Here is a 20,443-nt window from a genome sequence, read left to right as displayed (position 1 = left end):
GTGGCATCCGTGGCGTTCTTCCTCGACCGGGGCGACGAGGACCGGCTCGTCGCCTCCCTGGTCGAACGCGGCCACCGGGTCCTGCTGAGGATCGGTCCGCACACCGACCCCGTCCTCGCGCTCGACGGGAGCACCCCCGACGTGCTCCTGACCTCCGCCGCAGCCGACCGGCTCACGCCCGAGCTCCTCGCCGCCTGCGACGACTCCGGCATCCGGCTGATCGCCCTCGCCTCCTCTGACGCCGACAGGCGCAACGCTGCTGCGCTCGGGCTCCGCGACGTCCTCGACGCCGACACCGCCCCGGCTGTTCTCGACCGGGCCGTCCGCGGGGAAGCGCGGGACGCAGCCGCTCCGACGAGGCGCGGGGTGGTTCTCGCGGTGTGGGGTCCGGCCGGGGCGCCCGGGCGGACGACCGTGGCGATCACGCTCGCCACCGAACTCGCGGCGGCGGGCAGGGCCGTCGCTCTTGTCGACGCCGACACGCACAGTGCGTCCATCGCGCCGGTGCTCGGCATGCTTGACGAAGCTCCCGGTTTCGCCGCAGCGTGCCGGCTCGCCGGACAGGACGGGCTCACCCTCGCCGAACTGGACCGGATCCGCCAGCCGTACGCGTTCTCCGGCGGAACGCTCAACGTGCTCACCGGCATCCCGCGGGCATCCCGGTGGCCGGAAATCAGCCGGGAGCGGGTCATCCGCACCCTCTTCGTCTGCCGCGAGTGGGCCGACTACGTCGTCGTCGACACCGGCTTCAGCCTCGAGAACGACGAGGAGATCTCGAGCGACCTGTTCGCTCCACGGCGCAACGCCGCCACGCTCGCAGCCGTGGGCTCAGCCGACCGGGTGGTCGCCGTCGGCGCCGCCGACCCGATCGGCCTGGCCCGGTACCTGCGGGCCTTCCCGGACCTGGTCGAACTCGCGGAGGACCGACCGATCCTCCCGGTCATCAACAAGGTGCGGGCGAGCGTGGTCGGGCTGAACCCGAACGGGCAGGTCAGGGCTACCCTCCAGCGATTCGGCGGCATCCAGGACGCCGCGCTCATTCCCGCCGACGACAGGGCGACGGATGCCGCGCTGCTCGCCGGGCGCGCGCTGCGCGACGTCAGCCCGCGGTCGCCCGCCCTGGCGGCCGTCTCCCGCCTGGTGGCCACCGGCATCCTGCCCCCGGCCGTTGCCACCGTGCCCGGGTCCGGGCCGCTCCGGCGACGGGTGGTCCGTCCCCGACCGGCTGAATCGACCGGCTGAGGCGACCGGTCGTGGCGATCGGCGGTGTCCCGCGCGGCCGTAGACTGGATGAATGTCGACGCTCAGTGACCTCGTCCTCGCCAACGGCCGCTCCACAGACGAGGATGTCGACTGGCTCCACATGCTCGTGGGCGACGCGCAACTCCTCGCGGACCTTGCGTTCGCCGACATCGTGCTGTGGGTGCCCACCGGCGACGGCAGTTTCATGTCGGTGTCGCACTACCGGCCCTCGAGCGCCGCCACGCTGTTCTACCGCGACTTCGTCGGCCAGCTCGTCAAACCGCAGTGGCGATCCCAGATCACCGAGGCGTACGACACCGGCCGTATCGTCGACTCCACGGCGCCCGACTGGTACGAGGAAACCCCCACCCGGGTGCGTGCCGTGCCGGTCATGCGCCGCCTCACGGCCACCTCGCCCGAGAACGCGCCGGCGCCCGTCGCGGTGCTCACGCGGCACACCAACCTCGGCGAGGCACGGACGCCCAGCCGCCAGGAACTCACCTTCAACGAGTGCGCCAACGACCTGTTCGAAATGGTCGCGACGGGCGACTTTCCGGACGTCTCGGCCCCGACCGGTCCCCGGCGGGGGGCGCCGCGCGCATCCGACGGGCTGATCCGGCTCGATGTCGACGGGACCACCACCTTCGCCAGCCCGAACGCGTTGTCGGCTTTCAACCGGATGGGCTTCAATGACGAGCTCGAAGGCGAGTCGCTCGCCGAGGTGACCACGCTCATCCTCCCCGGCAAGCAGGTCATCGACGAGTCACTGCCGCTCGTCGTCACCGGCCGCGCCCCGTGGCGCACCGACATCGAAGCGCGCGGTGTCACCGTCTCGCTTCGCGCCATCCCGCTGCGCCACCGGGGCGAACGCGCCGGTGCCATCGTCCTGTGCCGGGACGTGTCGGAGCTGCGGCACCAGGAACGTGAACTGATCACGAAGGACGCGACGATCCGGGAGATCCACCACCGGGTGAAGAACAACCTGCAGACGGTTGCGTCACTGCTGAGGATCCAGGGACGCCGTGCGCACACCGATGAAGCCAGGGAGGCCCTGACCCAGGCCATGCGCCGGGTCGCCGCCATCGCCGTCGTTCACGACACCCTGTCCGAGGGACTCACCCAGGATGTGAACTTCGACGAGGTCTTCGACCGCGTGCTCATGCTGATCGCCGAGGTGGCGTCGTCGCACAACACCACGGTTCACCCCCGCAAGACGGGCAAGTTCGGCGTGCTGCCGAGCGCGTACGCGACGCCGCTCGCCCTCGCCCTGACCGAGCTGGTCACCAACGCCGTCGAGCACGGCCTCGCCGGGCGCGACGGGGAAGTCGAGATCGTCGCCGACCGCTCAGGGGACGAACTGACGGTCCTTGTCCGTGACAACGGGGTGGGCCTGCAGGAGGGCAAGGTCGGCACCGGCCTCGGAACGCAGATCGTGCGAACCCTGATTCAGGGCGAACTGAGCGGGACCATCGACTGGCACACCGTGATGGGATCGGGGACCGAGGTCACCATCGAGGTTCCTCTGCGCTGGATCTCGCGGGTCTGAGGGTCCACCGAACACGCAAAAAACTCCCGGCCAGGATGACCGGGAGTTTCTTGGATACGAAGGTCAGGAAGCGCGGCGTGCGCGAGCGGCGCGGCGCTTGAGCGCGCGGCGCTCGTCCTCGGAGAGACCGCCCCAGACGCCGGAATCCTGCCCGGTCTCGAGCGCGTATTGGAGGCAGATCTCGGTGACGGTGCAACGACCGCATACGGCTTTCGCCTTGTCGATCTGGTCGACTGCCGGCCCCGTGTTGCCTACCGGGAAGAAAAGTTCCGGGTCGGCGGTGAGGCAAGCGGCTTTATCGCGCCAGTCCATGCAGGTGCTCCTTTGAATGAGGGTAAACGACCGATATGGTCGGAAATGAGGGATTGCCGAGCTGAAGAGAGGGCGATCACGAAAAATCGGATCTGCTCACCTCTCTGTGAGCGTCGTACTCGGGCCTCAACAATCGTGACATTAAGCATCACCCAAATCAATAGCTTCGTATGGGATATACCTGTGAATAACGCCGATGAAACCGATCCGACATCTTCGGACGCTATGATTCCCGCCGACACGCCCGGGCCGCAGGGTTCCCCCGCGCTCCTTCTGCTTACCGCCATCCTGTTCGCGGAGGCGGCGGCCATGGTCATCGTCGTGATCGTCCTTGTCATCGACATCCTGACCCTGCCTGCGGCATCGCTGGGGAGCGCGATCGCCCTGACCGTGCTCGTCGCCATCGCCGCCGTCTTCGTGTCCGCGGTCGCGATCGGAGCGTTCCGCCGTCAGGGCTGGGTCCGCGGCGCTGCGCTGATCTGGCAGCTCGTTCAGCTCGCCATCGCGATCGGCGCCTTCCAGGGCACATTCGCCCAGCCGGCGATCGGCTGGGCTCTCCTCGTTCCCAGCGTGACCGTCATCATCCTGCTGTTCACCCGGAGTGTGATGGCCCAGATCCGCCGCTCGCCGTGACGCCATAGTGGTTCCAGGCGGCAGCACGCAAGCCCTGAGCCTCGGTGCGTGACGCCGCGCGGTCCCCTGCCAAGGTGAAGAGGACGGCCCGCATCGGCAGGCCCCGAAGGAGAAGACGATGAGTGGAAGTTCCGAACCAACGTCCCTGACCGCCGAAGACCTGGCCGCGCAGGGCATCACCGCGCTGCCGGACAAGGAGGTGGCGTCGATCCTCGATCTCAACGCCGACCTCGACCTCAACCTCGACGTCGCGGCACCCATCGACCTGGCCGTCGCCGCCAACGCCAACGTGGCCGCGCCCATCGACGCGGCCGTCGGCGCCAACATCCTTTCCACCGGCTCCTCGGCACAGGCCCTGGCCGACCAGGGCGTTCTCATCGACCAGAACATCACCGCGGATGCGACCGCGGTCTCCACACAGGACAGCACGATCGACCAGGCCGAAGCGGGCGGCACTGATCCCGCTGACGCGCCTGCTACGGGAACCCTCCCCGCTGACGACGGCGGACTCGGTGTCGAGGGCGTGCCCCTCCCCGGTGACGTCTCCGATGACCTCGGGAGTGCACTCAGCGGCGACCTGCTCGACGTGGACATCGACCTCGCAGCCGATGCCGACGTCGCTGCGCCGATCAACGGAGCGGTCGCCGTCAACGCGAACGTGGCGGCGCCCATCGACGCCGCCGTCGCCGCGAACATCGCTTCGGTCGACAGCGACGCGGTGTCGATCGCCCAACAGGACGCGATCATCACCCAGAACATCGACGGTGAAGCGACAGCCACCGCCGACCAGCAGTCCGACCTGCAGCAGTAAGCATGGCTTCCCGGCCGCACGAGGCGGCCGCCGGTCCGCTCGAGGCGGAAACCCCGGCGGCCGGCGTGCCCGCGCGCGCCGACGACGTGCAGCTTCTCGGCGGCATGCAGGGTTCCGGGTACCGGGAACCTCCCGCGCTTGTGCGACGCAGCGATGGCCAGGTCCTGCAACTCACGCCGCTTCTGTATGGTGTGCTCGAGGCCATCGACGGCGCCCGCGACAGCGGTGAAATCGCGGAGCTGGCCGGCGCCGCTCACGGCCGGGCGGTCAGCGCCGCAGACGTCCAGACGCTGATCGACGGCCATCTGATGCCGCTCGGGCTTCTTCGCCTGGCTGACGGGTCACAACCCGAACTCAAGAAGTCAGACCCGCTGCTGAGGATGCGCTTCCGGGTCGCCGTGACCGATCCAAACCGGACGCACCGCCTCACGCGGCCGTTCCAGTCGCTGTTCCACCCGATCGTGGTGACCCTCGTGCTCCTGGCTTTTGCGGTCATCTGCTGGTGGCTCCTGGCAACGAAGGGTCTCGCGTCAGCAGCTCACGAGGCATTCGAACGGCCGGGCCTGCTGCTTCTCGCGTTCGTAGTCAGCATCCTGTCTGCCGGATTCCATGAGTTCGGGCATGCGGCCGCGGCAGCACGGGCAGGCGCGACACCGGGCAGGATGGGCGCAGGGCTCTACCTCGTCTGGCCCGCCTTCTACACCGATGTCACCGACTCCTATCGGCTGGACCGCCGGGGCCGGCTGATGACCGACCTGGGCGGACTGTACTTCAACGCCATCGTCGCTGTCGTCATCGTCGGCATCTTCCTCGTCACGTCGTTGGACTCCCTGCTCCTGATCGTCGCGACGCAGCTGCTTCTCATGGTGCGCCAGCTCGCCCCCATCGTCAGGTTCGACGGCTACCATGTGCTCGCCGACGCGACAGGGGTCCCCGACCTCTTCCAGAGGATCCGGCCCACCCTGCTCGGTCTGCTGCCGTGGCGGAAGACGACGGAACCGAGTCTGCTCAAGCCGGGGGCGAGGGCCGTCATCACCGCCTGGGTCCTCGTCGTGGTTCCTCTTCTCCTGTTCGCACTGTTCACCCTCGTCCTCGCCTTCCCGCGCCTCGTCGGGAGCGCGTGGGCCGGGATCCAGGACCAGCTCGCCGGGATCGATAACGGAATGGCCGCGACCGACTACGGAAGTGCCGTCGTACACATCCTTGGTGTCGTGGCTCTCGCGATCCCCGTCGCGGGCCTCACCTACATGCTCATCCGCCTCGTCCGGCAGCTCATCCAATCGGCGTGGCGAACCTCCGCCGGGCGGCCGCTCAAGCGGGCACTCTCGTTCGCAGCCCTCGCAGCGATTCTCGGGCTGGTCGCGGCCGCGTGGTGGCCCGACGCCGACCGCTACCGGCCCATCGAAGCGTGGGAAGAGGGAACCCTCGCAACCATGGTGACGTCTGTCGCTTCCGACGTTTCTCGCACCCCAGGCCTCCGCGACGGGGAACGGGGCGAGGCTGTCGCGCTGATGACAGGGCAGAAGGCCCTTCCAGGACCGGAAGACCCTCAGATCGCCGTTGTCCTCGTGCCACGCGGCGACACCTCCGCCGCTCCGGCCTGGGTGTTCCCCTTCGACCGTCCCGCCGAGGCATCCGGGCAGGACACGCAGGCGCTCGCGGTCGCCACGGGCGACGGCTCCGTCGTCTACGACGTCGCGTTCGCCCTGGTCTGGGCGGACGGGAAGACCGTCGACACGACGAACGAGGCTTATGCGTTCGCCAGCTGCACCGGTTGCGCCGCAGTCGCCGTCAGTTTCCAGGTCGTCCTGATCGTGGGCCAGGCCGACGTCGTCGTCCCTCAGAACCTGTCCGCGGCCGTCAACTACGAATGCATCGAGTGCGTGACATTCGCACTCGCCAGCCAGCTCGTCGTGACGCTCGACGGGCCGTTGAGCGAATCAAGCATGAACGACCTCGGTCGGCTGTGGGCGGAGATCGCAGAATTTGGGGACTCCATCCAGGACAGGCCGCTCTCGGAACTCGCCGACGCCCTGACCGGATACAAGGAGCGCATCCTGGCGATCCTGCGGGCGGACCCCAACGCCGGGTTGCCAGCTGTCCAGGAGACCGGCCAGCCCACTCCCGCTCCGACGGGCGAGCTGCCGGGTAGCACACCGAACCCGACGCCGCCGTCAGGGAATTCCCCTGACCAGGGGGAACAGCCGGCGCCCGAGCCCACTGAACAGCCCGTGCCCACCGAACAGCCCGTGCCCACCGAACAGCCCGCATCGACGGAACAGCCGGAGCCCGCACCGACGACCGATCCAGAGCCTGATCCCACTCCGGTCCCCGCAGCGCCTGCAGAATGACCGGCCCGGTCAGGCGGCCAGGCCGCGCTTCTTCTCAGGCCTGAGACGGATCATTCATGCGCCTCGCCGGCGGAGGGCATCCGGAACCCGGTGTGTCCGAGAATTCTCCGCTTGAGCGGGCCGCGTCAGGCGGCCAGGCCGAGCTTCTTGCGCAGCGAGGCGACGTGGCCGGTGGCCTTCACGTTGTAGAGCGCCTGCTCGACCGTGCCCTGCTCGTCGATCACGAAGGTGGACCGCAGAACGCCGGTGACGATCTTGCCGTAGGAATTCTTCTCGCCGTACGCGCCGTACGCGTGGTGCACGGCAAGGTCCTCGTCGCTGAGCAGCGGGAAGGTGAGGTCGTCGCGCTCCTCGAACGTCTTCAGGGTCGCCGGGTCGTCCTTCGAGACGCCGAGGACGGTGTAACCGGCACCCTGCAGTGACCCGAGGTTGTCGCGGAAATCACAGGCCTGCGTGGTGCAGCCCGGCGTCATCGCGGCCGGGTAGAAGTAGAGGATCACTTTCGAACCGGTGAAGTCGGCCAGGGAGACTCTCTGCCCGTCGGCGTTCCGGAGGGTGAAGGAGGGGGCCTGGTCGCCTGCGGCGAGTCGCGCGTCTGTCATGGCTCCAGCCTAGGTCAGTACTGCGTGGGCTTCATGAAGGTGGCGAGGAGGCGCTGCAGCGAGTCCAGCCTCGCGGCGCCGGTGTCGCCGAGTTCGCCGGCCTCGACCGCTTCGGCGATGGCGCAGTCCGGCGAGTCCGGCAGGTGGGTGCACCCGCGCGGGCACCGTTCGGCGACCTCGGCCAGGTCGGAGAAGGCCCGCAGGATGTTCGCCGGGTCGATGTGGCCGAGACCGAACGAGCGCACACCGGGGGTGTCGATGACCCAGCCGGTGCCGCCGTCACCCTCGATCCGGTACGACACCGTCGACGATGAGGTGTGCCGTCCACGCCCGGTGACGGCGTTGACGTGCCCGGTGGCCCGTTGCGCGCTCGGGACCAGGGCGTTGACGAGGGTCGACTTGCCCACCCCGGAGTGGCCCACGAAGACGGTGTCATGATCGATCAGTGCGGCGGTGATCTCGGCCAGCGGCATCCGCTCGGTGGAACTCGTGAACACCTGCAGGTCCAGTCCGGCGAAGTTGTGCAGGAAATCGGTCGGGTCGGCGAGGTCGGTCTTGGTGATGCAGAGGATGGGACGGATGCCGGCGTCGAGAGCGGCGATCAGGTACCGGTCGACGAGCCGCTCGCGGGGCTCGGGGTCGGCTGCGGCGACGACCACGAGCATCTGGTCGGCGTTCGCGACGATGACGCGCTCGACCTCGTCGGTGTCGTCGGCGCTCCGCCGGAGCAGTGTCGTGCGGGGGACGATTCGGACGATGCGGGCGAGGCTGCCTTCGTCGCCGGAGAGATCACCGACCACACGCACACGGTCGCCGTTGACGACCGCGTGCTTGCGGAGTTCGGAGGCGCGGGAGGCCGTGATGCGCCGCTCCGTTTTCGTGCCCTCGTCGAGCAGAACGGTGTAGCGGCCCCGGTCGACGGCGAGGACCCGGGCGGTTTCGGCGTCGTTGTGCTCAGGCCGGGTCTTCGTGCGCGGCCGGTTGCCCTTGCGGTTGGGGCGTGCCCGGATGCTCGACTCGTCGAAGTCCGGTTCGTCGTCGTCGTCGCCGGTGTCCCACCAGCTCATTCGACGACGGTCCCGGCGACCATCGTCGTCCACAGTTCGGGGAACTGGGGGAGTGTCTTCGCGGTCGTGGCGATGTTCTCGATGACGACGCCGGGAACGACGAGGCCGAGAATCGCGCCGGTGGTCGCCATCCGGTGGTCGTGGTAGCTCAGCCAGGTGCCGCCGGTCAGCGGTTTCGGCTCGATGCGCAAGCCGTCCTCCAGCTCGGTGACCGCGCCGCCGAGCTTGTTGATCTCCGCCGCGAGCGCGGCCAGCCGGTCGGTCTCGTGGTGCCGGATGTGCCCGATCCCGGTGATCGTCGACGGGGAATCGGCCAGCGCCGCGACGGCGGTGAGCGCCGGGGCGAGCTCGCCGGCCGTCGTGAGGTCGAGGTCGGCACCGGTCACGGTGTCTGGGCCGGTGACGGTCAGGCGGTTCCCGTCGAGGACGACGGTGGCGCCGAACCGGGGCAGCAGGTCGAGGAGCTCCGCGCCGACCTGCGTCGTCTCGGCGGGCCAGCCCGAAATGGTGACCGTTCCCCCGGTGACAACCGCTGCGGCGAGGAACGGTGCGGCGTTGGAGAGGTCCGGTTCGATGTCGACGTCGCGCCCCGCGATGGCGCCAGGCTCGACGCGCCAGCTACCGACCGACGGAGAGGTGACGCGGATGCCGCGCGCCTCGAGTGCGGCGACGGTCATCTCGATGTGGGGAAGACTCGGCAGTCGCTCGCCGGAGTGGGTGAGGGTGAGGCCGTCGTCGAACCGGGCGGCCGCGAGGAGCAGGCCGGAGACGAACTGGCTGGAGGTGGAGGCGTCGATGGTGAGCTCGCCCCCGCCGACCCGGCCGGTGCCGTGGACGGTGAACGGCAGGGAGCCGCGGCCGTCGTCGTTGATGTCGACACCGAGGGCCTGCAGCGAGGAGATCATGGTGCCCATCGGGCGTCCCCGGGCGGCGGCGTCGGCGTCGAACGTCGTGGGGCCGAGCGCGAGGGCGGCGACGGGAGGAACGAACCGCATGACGGTGCCGGCCAGGCCGCAGTCCACCGTGGTGGATCCGGTGAGCTCGCCCGGGGTGACGAGCCAGTCCGGACCGAAGCTGCCGGTGGCATCCGTTTCGGTGATCGTCGCCCCGAGGGCACGCAACGCATCCACCATGTTCTGGCTGTCGCGGGAGTGCAGCGGGGAGCGGAGGAGCGACGCCGAGTCGGCGAGGGCGGCGAGAACGAGTTCACGATTGGTCAGCGACTTCGACCCGGGCAGCGAGACGGTGGCGGTCACCGGCGTCGAAGCGACCGGCGCAGGCCAGGTCCCGTCGTCGTCCGGCTGGTGCCGGTCGCCGTACAGGTCGAACTCCGGTGCGGAATATTTTGACTCAAGCATTGTTCCTCTAATCTAACGGCGATTTCCAGAGAAAGGGCTTTACGCGTGGCAACTGCACTGCTCGACCGCGCTGAGGCGCCCGCACCGGCCGTAGACTGGCCGGTGATGAGCACCGTCGATGAAACCCTTCCTCCCGAGCCGGAGAACGATCCGCGCGCCCTGTTCGAAGAGCAGGCGCTGCCGTTTCTCGACCAGCTCTACGGCGCCGCCATGCGGATGACCAAGAACCCGTCCGACGCGCAGGACCTCGTGCAGGAGACCTTCGTGAAGGCCTATGCCGCGTTCGGCCAGTTCACGCAGGGGACCAACCTCAAGGCGTGGCTGTACCGGATTCTCACGAACACGTACATCAACATCTACCGCAAGAAGCAGCGCGAGCCGTTCCAGGGCACCATCGACGACCTCGAGGACTGGCAGCTCGGCGGTGCCGAGTCGAGGACGGCGTCAGCGTCACGGTCGGCCGAAGCTGAGGCCATCGACCGCATGCCTGACAGCGCGGTGAAGGATGCCCTCCAGGCCATTCCGGAGGACTTCCGGCTTGCGGTGTACCTGGCAGACGTCGAAGGCTTCGCCTACCAGGAGATCGCCGACATCATGAAATCACCCATCGGGACCGTCATGAGCCGCCTGCATCGAGGCAGGCGCATGCTGAGGGACCTGTTGGCCGACTACGCCCAGGAGCGCGGTATCGATACCGGCCGGGCAGGAGCGACGAAATGACCGATTGCGGATGCGACAAAGCCAAACGCGACCTTGAAGAGTATCTCCGCAACGAGGTCTGCTCGACGAGTTCCGCCGACATCCGTGAGCACCTCGAACACTGCGCGTCGTGCCAGGACGAGGCCCTGCTCGCGCGGACACTCACCGAGGCGGTGCAGCGTGCCTGCAAGGAGACCGCTCCCCAGGACCTCAAGCTCCAGGTGATGGCGAAGCTGCGGGCCGCCCAGGCGACCCACTGACGTCAAACTTTTGATTCACGCGCGGAGTCCCGTCGCGCCGTAACGTCGACGGTGTGATCAAGACTCCTGCCCCCGTTCGGACCTCGCGCGTGCCCACCTGGTTGCGCGTCCTCATCCCCGCCGCCCTGATCCTCGTCTGGTTCGGGCTGTTCGGTGCCGGCGGGGCGAGCTTCGGGCAGATCAGTGCGGTGAGCACCAACGACCAGTCACAGCAACTGCCCGCGAGCGCCGAGGCGACGAAGGTGCAGGAACTCCAGGCGGACTTCCGCAGCGACGACGTGATTCCCGCGCTCGTCGTGTACGAGCGCGATGGCGGGCTGACCGACGCCGATCGAGCCCACATCGATGCCGACATCGAGGCGTTCGGGACGATCGACGGGGTCCTGCCAGACGACAGTTCGCCGGCCATCGTCTCGGCTGACGGCGAGGCCGCCGAAGTGGTGATGGTCCTCGACACCGACGTGAAGACAGCCGACACCGTCGAATCGATGCGCGCTGTGCTCGACGACAACGCCGTCGACGGTCTGACGGCGGCCATCGCCGGGCCCGCCGGTTTCACAGCAGATCTCACCGGTGCCTTCGCCGGCATCGACGGATTGCTGCTCCTCGTCGCCTTGGGCGCCGTCTTCCTCATCCTCGTGATCGTTTACCGGTCCCCGCTGCTCCCCGGCCTCGTGCTCTTCTCGAGCCTCTCCGCGCTCTGCGCGGCCATCCTCGTGGTGGTCCAGCTTGCCAGGGCCGACGTCCTGCTGCTCAGCGGCCAGACCCAGGGAATCCTGTTCATCCTCGTCATCGGCGCCGCGACCGACTACTCGCTGCTGTACATCGCCCGGTTCCGTGAAGCGCTCGTCACCCAGCCCACGAAGTGGGCGGCCACCTGGGCGGCGCTGAAGGGGTCATGGGAGCCGATCCTCGCGTCCGGCGGAACCGTCATCGCCGCGCTTCTCCTGCTGCTCTTCTCCGACCTCAACTCGAACAAGGCGCTCGGCCCTGTCGCATCCATCGGTATCGTTTTCGCGTTGCTCGCCTCGCTCACGCTGCTTCCTGCGTTGCTGCTCTGGGCCGGGAAGGTCGCGTTCTGGCCGCGTAAACCCAAGGCCCTGCCCGAGAACGACAACCCGATCGGAGCAGACAAGACCGGGCTGTGGCCTGGGCTCGCGCGGGGCATCCGCAGGCGGCCGCGGGTTCTCTGGGTCTCCAGTGTCCTGCTCCTCGGGGTCATGTCGCTCGGACTGCTCCAGCTCGAGGCCGACGGGGTGGCGGCGAGCGAATTCGTGCTCGGCGAATCGCAGGCGAGGGACGGCCAGGCGGTGCTGGCCGACCACTTCCCGGCCGGATCCGGCTCGCCGACCGTGATCCTCGCCCCGGAGGACGAACTCGAGACGGTATCGGACCTCGTGCTCTCCACCGACGGCGTCGACACGCTCTCCGTCCTGTCCGAGGACTCCCCGTCCGGCTCGCTTCCGGTGACCGACGACGGCGTCCAGCCGCTCGGCCCTCCCGGAACGCCCGTTCCCGACGTCACGGTCGTCGACGGCTACGTCCTGCTCTCGGCGACGCTCCGGAACGCCGCCGACTCGCTCGCCGCTGAAGACGTCGTGGTGTCGTTGCGTGAGCAACTCGCCGACGTCAGCACCGAGGACGCACCGGTCCTCGTCGGCGGGACGACGGCGATCGCCCTGGACTCCAACACGACGGCGATCCACGATCGCAACCTCCTGATCCCGCTGATCCTCGGCGCGATCACGCTCATCCTCATGCTGCTGCTGCGGTCGATCGTCGCGCCCCTCATCCTCATCGGGAGCGTCGTGCTGTCGTTCGGTGCCGCGCTCGGCGTGTCGGCGTGGGTCTTCAACGGCATCTTCGACTTCCCCGGCGCCGACCCGTCCGTTCCATTGTTCGGATTCGTTTTCCTCGTCGCACTCGGGGTGGACTACAACATCTTCCTGATGACGCGGGTGCGGGAGGAGTCGAAGAAGCATGGGACGAAGCAGGGAATTCTGCGCGGCCTCGCCGTGACCGGGGGAGTGATCACCTCGGCCGGACTGGTGCTCGCCGCGACGTTCGCCGCCCTCAGCGTCATTCCGATCCTGTTCCTGCTGCAGATCGCGTTCATCGTCGCGTTCGGCGTGCTGCTCGACACGTTCCTGGTCAGGACCGTGCTCGTTCCGGCACTCAGCTACGACCTGGGCCGGGCGATCTGGTGGCCGAGCGCGCTGTCCCGGGGGGTGCACGCGTCCGAGAGCCCCGCCGACGAGCATCCCGAGCAGGTGCTCTCGCCCGCCCGCGCGAACTGATTCCGCACCGCTCTGGTAGCGGCACTATCGATAGTGCTACTATCAGTGCGTGAAGATCTCGGAAGCGGCACAAGCAGGCGGCGTCAGTGTCTCGACGTTCAAGTACTACCAGCGCGAAGGGCTCGTCCCCGCGGGCATCCGCCTCAGCGGCAACCAGACGGCGTACGACGAACCGCACGTCCTGCGGGTGCGGCTCGTCCGGGCGCTCCTCGAGACCGGCGGGCTCTCGATCGGTGCCGCGAAGGCGGTCGTCGCGACTCTCGACTCTGACGACGACTCGCTCGCGTTCACCTTCGAGGCAGCCCAGCACGCCCTCGGCGCCATTTCCCCGCCGCTGACTCCGGCCAGCGAGAAATCGCGCCAGTCGATCGAAGCCCTCGCGGCGGCCCAGGGCTGGCTTTCGACCGCGGAGAACCCCGGGCTCGACTCGGCCGCCCGGGTCCTCGACGGGTTCGCGGCCATCGGGTTCGCTCCGACGCCCGAGTACCTGCAGGCGTACGCGGCGGCGGCGGCCTCGATCGCCCGAGCGGACGTGGCAGCGCTGCAGAGCCGCGACCGCCCCGACCTCATCGCCGAACTGATGGTCGTCGGCACCGTGCTCGGCGATGCCCTCGTCGCCGGGCTCAGGCGACTGGCCCACGAAAGCGTGACGGCGGAGCTCTTTCCGGTGACCGCGAGGGAACCGGGAAGCGCCGCCGACGAACCCGCAAACCCCACACCCGAACACCCGACGAAGGAGTCCTGACATGGCATCGAACACACAGCACGTCGTCCTCGGCGGAACCGGCGTCGTCGGTCGCGAGACAGCGGCGGCGCTGAGCGCCGAACACCTCACTGTCCTGTCCGTTTCGCGGTCAGGCGCGCCGTCCGCGTCGGGCGACTCGCGCGCTGCCGACCTGCTCGACGCCGCGGCCGTGGCGGAAGCTCTCGCTGGAGCCACCGTCGCCTACCTCACCGTTGGAGTCCCATACACGGTGAAAGCGTGGCGGACACAATGGCCGGTCATCGTCAAGAACACCATCGACGGGTGCCTCGCAAGCGGGAGCCGCCTCGTCTACTTCGACAACGTCTACGCCTACGGCATCCCGCCCCAGCCGATGACGGAGTCGTCGCCGATCCGGCCCTGCAGCAGGAAGGGCGAGGTTCGCGCGTCACTGCTTCGGATGCTGGACGCAGCGCAGGAGAAAGGCCTCGTCTATACCGTCGCGCGCAGCGCCGATTTCTACGGGCCCGGCGCCGCGACAAGCGTCTTCAACACGTTCGTCCTCGACAGGATCCGCGACGGCAAGGAGCCGATCTGGCTGTTCGACGCCCGGCAGCCGCATTCGATGACGTACACGCCGGACATCGGCCGCGCGCTCGCCGTCCTGGGAACAGATCGCCGTGCGTGGGGAAGGACCTGGCATCTGCCCACGGCGCCGGCGCTGACCGGGGAAGAATACATCGCACTGGCATCCGGATCCTCCCGCTTCCGCACGATGTCGGCGACCACCATGCGGATCGGGGCCCTGGTCAACGGCGGAGCGCGGGAGGCCCTCGAGATGGCGTACCAGTACACCCGGCCGTACCTGCTCGACTCGTTCCTGTTCGAGCGGACGTTCGGGATCGCCCCGACACCGTACGCGGAGGCGATCCGGCCCCTGGCCCTTGTCCGGTGAGTGCCCGCCAACGCCGAAGGGCGCCGCTTTCGCGACGCCCTTCGGCTCGTTTTTCTGACGGCCCGGTGCTCTTACAGGCTCAGCGCCTCCGAGAGGAGTTTCGCCTGCTCGGCCGCGTGACGCTTGGCCGAGCCGGTGGCCGGTGACGCCGCGGAGGCGCGGGAGACGACCCGGAGCGAACGGTCGCCGAGGTGCTTGGACGCTTCGAGGGCCATGAACGGCCATGCGCCCTGGTTCTCGGGCTCATCCTGCACCCACACCAGTTCGGCGTCGGGGTAACGGGCGATGACGGAGTTGAGCTCGTCGGCCGGGAGCGGGTAGTACTGCTCCATCCGGACGAGCGCGACGCCGTCGTTCGGCTTCTTGTCGAGTTCAGCGCGGAGGTCCCAGTGGATCTTGCCGGAGTGGAGAAGCACGCGCTTGACCGACGACGGATCTGAGATACGCGCGTCATCGAGCACCGGCTCGAACCGTCCGCTCGTGAAGTCCTCGACCGCACTCGACGCCCCGCGGAGGCGAAGCATCGCCTTCGGGGTGAACACCACCAGCGGCCGACGGGGGCGGGCGTACGCCTGGCGGCGCAGGAGGTGGAAGTACGACGCCGGCGTCGACGGGCGCGCCACGGTCATGTTGTTCTCGGCGCAGAGCTGCAGGTACCGTTCGATCCTCGCCGACGAGTGGTCAGGACCCTGGCCCTCGTACCCGTGCGGCAGCAGCAGGACGACGCTGGAGCGCTGGCCCCACTTCTGTTCCGCGCTGGAGATGAACTCGTCGATGATCGTCTGGCCGCCGTTGGCGAAGTCGCCGAACTGGGCTTCCCACAGCACGAGGGCATCCGGTCGCTCCACCGAGTAGCCGTACTCGAAACCGAGGACCGCGTACTCTGACAGCAGGGAATCGTAGATCCAGAACCGGGCCTGGTTGTCTGCCAGGTTGGCGAGCGGCAACCACTCCTGGCCGTTGACCCGGTCGTGCAGCACCGCGTGGCGCTGCACAAAGGTTCCGCGACGGGAGTCCTGGCCGCTGAAACGCACCGGGGTTCCCTCGAGCAGGAGCGAACCGAACGCGAGAAGCTCGCCGAACGCCCAGTCGATGTTGCCGTTGCGGCTCATCTCGAGCCGCTTCTGCAGCAGCTGCTGCAGCTTCGGGTGGACGGTGAAGCCCGCAGGCTTGTTGTTGAAGCCGTCGCCGACGAGGTGGACCACGGCTTCGGGAACCCCGGTGGTCTCGGGCTCGCCGGAATACGCGTCGTCCTGGTCGCCGGTGATCACCGGGGTCGACGCGGTTTGCGCCGCGTGCGTCTCCATGAAGGCCCGCTCGAGGCGGTCCTGGAAGTCACGGTGGGATGCCTCGTACTCGTCCTCGGTGATGTCACCGCGACCGACGAGGGCCTCGGTGTAGAGCTTGCGCACGCTGCGCTTCTGCTCGATGAGGTTGTACATCAGCGGCTGTGTCATCGACGGGTCGTCGCCCTCGTTGTGACCGCGGCGACGGTAGCAGATGAGGTCGATGACGACATCCTTCTTGAATTCCTGACGGAATTCGAGGGCCAGCTGGGCCACACGCACGACGGACTCGGGGTCGTCGCCGTTCACGTGCCAGATCGGGGCCTGGATGGTCTTCGCCACGTCGGTCGAGTAGATCGACGTGCGTCCCTCACCGGGAGGCGTGGTGAAGCCGACCTGGTTGTTGACGACGATGTGGATGGTGCCGCCTGTGCGGTACCCGCGAAGCTGCGACAACTGCATGGTTTCGAGCACGACGCCCTGGCCGGCCATCGCGGCGTCGCCGTGGACGAGGATCGGGAGGGTGGAGAAGGTGCCGATCGGCTGGCGGTCCTGCCGCGCCCGGACGATGCCTTCGAGGACGCCGTCGACGGCCTCGAGGTGCGACGGGTTCGCCGCGAGGTAAACCGGAAGCTCCGATCCGTCGGACGCGCGGAAGGTGCCCTCCGTGCCGAGGTGATACTTCACGTCACCGGACCCGGAGCTCTTCGAGTGGCTGGTGCCCTCGAACTCCTGGAAGATCTGGCCGTAGGTCTTGCCGGCGATGTTGGTCAGCACATTGAGACGCCCGCGGTGCGCCATGCCGATCGCCGCGCCGTCGAGCTGGGCCTCAGCCGCCCCCTGGAGGATCGCGTCGAGCAGGGCGATCGTCGATTCGCCGCCCTCGAGGCTGAAGCGCTTCTGGCCGACGTACTTGGTCTGCAGGAAGGTCTCGAACGCCTCGGCTTCGTTGAGCTTGCCGAGGATGCGCATCTGCTCGTCGTGGCGGGGCTTCGCGTATGGGCGCTCCACCTTCTCCTGGATCCACTTGCGCTGGGCCGGGTCCTGGATGTGCATGTACTCGAGGCCGATGGTGCGGCAGTATGAGTCCCGGAGCAGGCCGAGGATGTCACGGAGTCGTGACTGCCGCTTCTCGCCGAAACCGCCGGTGACGAACTCGCGGTCCAGGTCCCAGAAGGTGAGGCCGTGGTTGAGGATGTCGAGGTCGGGGTGGGAGCGCTGCATGTACTCGAGCGGGTCGACGTCGGCCATCAGGTGGCCGCGGACGCGGAACGAGTTGATCAGTTCCTGCACGCGCGCGGTCTTGTTGACCGTGTCGCTGAGGTCGACCGAGATGTCCGGCGCCCAGTGGATCGGGTCGTACGGGATGCGGAGGGCGGCGAAGATGTCCTGGTAGAACGACTTCTGCCCGGTGAGCAGTTCGTGCACCTTCTTGAGGAACTCGCCGGAACCGGCGCCCTGGATGACGCGGTGGTCGTAGGTCGAGGTGAGGGTGATCGTCTTGCCGATCGCCAGTTCGACGAGGGTGTGCTCGCTCGCGCCCTGGAACTCGGCCGGGTAGTCGAGGGCGCCGGCGCCGATGATGCAGCCCTGGCCCTTCATCAGGCGGGGCACCGAGTGCTCGGTGCCGATACCGCCCGGGTTCGTCAGCGAAACCGACGCGCCTTTGAAGTCGTCTGCGGTGAGCTTGTTCGTTCGTGCCCGCGAGACGAGGTCTTCGTAGGCGGACAGGTACTCGCTGAACGTGAGCGTGTCGGCCTTCTTGATCGCCGGGACGAGCAGCGCGCGGGTGCCGTCCGGCTTCGGGATGTCGATGGCGATGCCCAGCCCTACGTGGGCCGGAGCGACGACGCTCGGCTTTGAATCGACGACGTCGTAGTAGACGTTCTGGCTGGGGAATTCCTTGAGTGCCTGGATGAGCGCCCAGCCGATGAGGTGGGTGAAGCTCACCTTGCCGCCGCGCGCACGCTTGAGGTGGTTGTTGATGACGATGCGGTTGTCGATCATGAGCTTCGCCGGGATCGTCCGGACGCTCGTCGCGGTCGGGACCGTGAGGCTGACATCCATGTTCGTGGCGAGCGACTTGGCCATGCCGCGAAGGGGGGAGACCTGGTCGACGGGCTCGGACTTCTCGACGGCCTGCTCCGCCTGCGCCGGCTGCGCTGCCGGCTTCCGCGGGGCGTCAGCCGGAATCGGGGCCGCCTTCGGCTGCACCGATGTCGTCTTCGCGACAGGCGGCGCGCCGAGCACGGGGATCGGGGCGGTTATGGGGTGGGCGGGGATCTCACCGGTGGCTTTGTCCCCCTTGACCGGCTGGTAGCTCTCGAGGATGGGCCACCAGGACTTATCCACTGAGTTCTTGTCGGCGCTGTATTGCTCGTACAGCTCGTCAACGAGCCATTCGTTCGCGCCAAATTCTCCCGACGAACCGTCGTCAGTTCCCACTCCGGTCAACTGGCTTGACACCGCCAGACCACCACTCTCTTACGTCGATGTGAGTACGACAGCGACATCCGTGGGAAGCGCTGCCAAGATCCGTGTTCAAGCCTAATCCCATTAAGCAGAGGCTGCGGCCCGGTTGCGGGATGGGTAGCGTGTCCGTATGGAGTTCTATGGCGATGCGCCGGCCTTCGATCTGACCTACTCGGACGTCTTCCTCGTCCCGTCCCGTTCCCGCGTGTCGAGCCGTCTGGATGTGTCGCTCGCCCCGGGGGACGGCACCGGGGCGAACCTCCCGATCGTGTCGGCGAACATGAATTCGGTGACCGGGGCACGGCTGGCGGCGACCCTCGCCCGACGTGGCGGCCTCGGAGTCCTGCCTCAGGACATGCCGTTGCAGAGGCTGGATGCGGCGATCCGCTGGGTGAAGAGCCGCCCGGTCGCGTTCGACGTCCCGGTGGAGCTCGGGCCGGAGTCCACCGTCGCGGATGCGCTCACCCTCCTGCCTGCGCTTCCGGGGCACGGCATCGTCCTCACTGGCCCTGACGGCTCCTACATCGGCTGCCTTGCCGCCGCGGAACTGGAGCAGGCAGAGCCCGGGGACCGCCTCGGCGACCTCGTGCATCGGACGCTCCCGTCCATCGATGCCGAGGATGTCACCGACCCGCGGGCCGCGTTCGACCTCCTCGTCGCCGCCGACCTCGACTTCGTTCCGGTGCTGGAGCATGGCCGGCTGGTCGGCACGCTCAGCCGCACGTCTGCGCTCCGCTCGACGCTCTACACGCCGGCGGTCGACGCATCCGGCCGCCTGCTCGTGGCCGCGGCCATCGGCATCAACGGTGACGTGGCTTCCAAGGCGAAGGCCCTCGCCGCTGCCGGGGTCGACACCCTCGTGATCGACACGGCGCACGGCCACCAGTCCGGGATGCTGCGTGCGCTGTCGATCGTGAAGGGCCTGGGTCTCGGCATCCCGCTCGTCGCCGGCAACGTCGTCACCGCGGCCGGGGTGACGGACCTCGTTGCGGCCGGCGCCGACATCGTCAAGGTCGGGGTGGGCCCCGGGGCGATGTGCACGACGCGGATGATGACCGCCGTGGGCAGGCCGCAGTTCTCGGCGGTGCTCGAAACCGCGGAGACGGCGAGCGACCTCGGCGCCCACGTCTGGGCGGACGGCGGCGTGCGGTACCCACGGGACGTGGCGCTCGCGCTCGCCGCCGGCGCGGCATCCGTCATGGTGGGATCCTGGTTCGCCGGGACGGTTGAAGCTCCGGGCACGCTGAACGCGGATGGCTCCGGCCGCCTCTACAAGGAGAGCTGGGGAATGGCGTCGACGAAGGCGGTGCAGGAACGGTTCGGCCGGCTCGACCCGTATGAGCTGGCCCGGAAGACGCTCTTCGCCGAGGGCATCTCGTCGTCGAAGATCTACCTCGACCCGGCGCGCCCGTCGCTGGAGGACCTTCTCGACATGATCACCTCGGGCATCCGGTCCTCGTTCACCTACGCCGGTGCCGCCTCCCTCAGCGAGTTCCGCGAGCGGGCGCTCGTCGGGCTGCAGTCGGCCGCGGGCTACGACGAGGGCAAGGCGCTGCCCGTCTCCTGGTGAGCGGATCGGTCTCGGTCGGCGCGGGTCTTTTCGTCCGTCGCGGGTGTGATAACGCCGGCGCCGGGCGAATCGGCCCGCGCGAACGAGCCCACCGCGGACGGTCGGATCGCGTACCAGGCGCGGGTCTTTCGGTCGGGGGCGGGGGGCCCCGCCCCCCCCCCCCCCCCCCACACCCCCCCCCGCCGGGGGGGCCCCCCCCCACCAGGATGTTAAACCATACGGACCGCGGGGGCAGGGCTGCCCGCGCCCCCCCGGTAAACGGGGGGCCGATGCGCCCCC

16 protein-coding genes are annotated in these 20,443 nt (G+C 68.5%); 11 read left to right on the top strand and 5 right to left on the bottom strand.

Annotation, left to right across the window (positions count from 1 at the left end):
• Together ABIE24_RS11310 and ABIE24_RS11305 are read left to right on the top strand one after the other, a co-directional pair.
• Entirely contained in the window at positions 1-1,242 is a 1,242-nt protein-coding gene (locus ABIE24_RS11310) for a CpaE/TadZ family protein (RefSeq protein ID WP_354499691.1), read from the top strand.
• Positions 1,243-1,294: 52 nt separating this feature from the next.
• The gene (locus ABIE24_RS11305) at positions 1,295-2,788 is read left to right on the top strand and encodes a sensor histidine kinase (protein WP_354499689.1); all 1,494 of its coding nucleotides are present in this window, start codon (positions 1,295-1,297) and stop codon (positions 2,786-2,788) included.
• A gap of 63 nt (positions 2,789-2,851) precedes the next feature.
• Here ABIE24_RS11305 and ABIE24_RS11300 read toward each other — a convergent pair whose 3' ends face one another.
• On the bottom strand, positions 2,852-3,100 hold the full coding sequence (locus ABIE24_RS11300) for a WhiB family transcriptional regulator (protein ID WP_090711166.1): 249 nt from the start codon (positions 3,098-3,100) through the stop codon (positions 2,852-2,854).
• 225 nt (positions 3,101-3,325) lie between these two features.
• On the opposite strand from ABIE24_RS11300, the gene ABIE24_RS11295 reads away from it, so the two are divergent.
• From ABIE24_RS11295 to ABIE24_RS11285, 3 genes are all read left to right on the top strand, one after another.
• Positions 3,326-3,733: a hypothetical protein gene (locus ABIE24_RS11295; protein WP_354499686.1), complete on the top strand. Its 408-nt coding sequence runs from the start codon at positions 3,326-3,328 to the stop codon at positions 3,731-3,733.
• Between the two features lie 118 nt (positions 3,734-3,851).
• Positions 3,852-4,544, top strand: a complete 693-nt coding sequence (locus ABIE24_RS11290; protein WP_354499684.1) for a peptidoglycan-binding protein — start codon at positions 3,852-3,854, stop codon at positions 4,542-4,544.
• Between the two features lie 2 nt (positions 4,545-4,546).
• Positions 4,547-6,895 (top strand): hypothetical protein, encoded by a 2,349-nt coding sequence (locus ABIE24_RS11285; RefSeq protein WP_354499682.1) that lies wholly within the window; start codon positions 4,547-4,549, stop codon positions 6,893-6,895.
• 125 nt (positions 6,896-7,020) lie between these two features.
• Here the strand turns inward: ABIE24_RS11285 and bcp are convergent, their stop codons facing one another.
• From bcp to aroA, 3 genes are read right to left on the bottom strand one after another with little or no spacing between them, the layout of a single operon-like run.
• Positions 7,021-7,497: a thioredoxin-dependent thiol peroxidase gene (gene bcp / locus ABIE24_RS11280; RefSeq protein WP_354499680.1), complete on the bottom strand. Its 477-nt coding sequence runs from the start codon at positions 7,495-7,497 to the stop codon at positions 7,021-7,023.
• Between the two features lie 14 nt (positions 7,498-7,511).
• Positions 7,512-8,564 (bottom strand): ribosome small subunit-dependent GTPase A, encoded by a 1,053-nt coding sequence (rsgA, locus tag ABIE24_RS11275; protein WP_354499678.1) that lies wholly within the window; start codon positions 8,562-8,564, stop codon positions 7,512-7,514.
• On the bottom strand, positions 8,561-9,922 hold the full coding sequence (gene aroA, locus ABIE24_RS11270; protein WP_354499677.1) for a 3-phosphoshikimate 1-carboxyvinyltransferase: 1,362 nt from the start codon (positions 9,920-9,922) through the stop codon (positions 8,561-8,563). Before aroA ends, rsgA begins: the two co-directional genes overlap by 4 nt.
• 105 nt (positions 9,923-10,027) lie before the next feature.
• Between aroA and ABIE24_RS11265 the strand changes: the two genes are divergently transcribed.
• The 5 genes from ABIE24_RS11265 to ABIE24_RS11245 are packed head-to-tail and all read left to right on the top strand — an operon-like array spanning position 10,028 to position 14,836.
• On the top strand, positions 10,028-10,642 hold the full coding sequence (locus ABIE24_RS11265) for a sigma-70 family RNA polymerase sigma factor (protein ID WP_354499948.1): 615 nt from the start codon (positions 10,028-10,030) through the stop codon (positions 10,640-10,642).
• Positions 10,639-10,881: an anti-sigma factor family protein gene (locus ABIE24_RS11260; RefSeq protein WP_354499675.1), complete on the top strand. Its 243-nt coding sequence runs from the start codon at positions 10,639-10,641 to the stop codon at positions 10,879-10,881. Before ABIE24_RS11265 ends, ABIE24_RS11260 begins: the two co-directional genes overlap by 4 nt.
• Positions 10,882-10,934: 53 nt before the next feature.
• Positions 10,935-13,178, top strand: a complete 2,244-nt coding sequence (locus ABIE24_RS11255; RefSeq protein WP_354499673.1) for an MMPL family transporter — start codon at positions 10,935-10,937, stop codon at positions 13,176-13,178.
• Between the two features lie 49 nt (positions 13,179-13,227).
• The gene (locus tag ABIE24_RS11250) at positions 13,228-13,923 is read left to right on the top strand and encodes a MerR family transcriptional regulator (RefSeq protein WP_354499671.1); all 696 of its coding nucleotides are present in this window, start codon (positions 13,228-13,230) and stop codon (positions 13,921-13,923) included.
• Position 13,924: 1 nt separating this feature from the next.
• Positions 13,925-14,836: an NAD-dependent epimerase/dehydratase family protein gene (locus ABIE24_RS11245; RefSeq protein WP_354499669.1), complete on the top strand. Its 912-nt coding sequence runs from the start codon at positions 13,925-13,927 to the stop codon at positions 14,834-14,836.
• A 71-nt stretch (positions 14,837-14,907) separates the two neighbouring features.
• Here the strand turns inward: ABIE24_RS11245 and ABIE24_RS11240 are convergent, their stop codons facing one another.
• The gene (locus ABIE24_RS11240; RefSeq protein WP_354499667.1) at positions 14,908-18,588 is read right to left on the bottom strand and encodes a multifunctional oxoglutarate decarboxylase/oxoglutarate dehydrogenase thiamine pyrophosphate-binding subunit/dihydrolipoyllysine-residue succinyltransferase subunit; all 3,681 of its coding nucleotides are present in this window, start codon (positions 18,586-18,588) and stop codon (positions 14,908-14,910) included.
• Between the two features lie 136 nt (positions 18,589-18,724).
• Here ABIE24_RS11240 and guaB1 point away from each other — a divergent pair, with 136 nt between their 5' ends.
• Positions 18,725-20,164 carry a GMP reductase gene (guaB1, locus tag ABIE24_RS11235; protein WP_354499665.1) on the top strand — a complete coding sequence of 480 codons (1,440 nt, stop codon included), beginning with the start codon at positions 18,725-18,727 and terminating at the stop codon, positions 20,162-20,164.
• Positions 20,165-20,443: the final 279 nt, after the last annotated feature.

Source organism: Mycetocola sp. 2940, assembly GCF_040548835.1.
Classification (GTDB): domain Bacteria; phylum Actinomycetota; class Actinomycetes; order Actinomycetales; family Microbacteriaceae; genus Mycetocola_A.
Note: the sequence above shows the minus strand (reverse complement) of the source record. Positions and strands in the feature narration are given on the sequence as shown.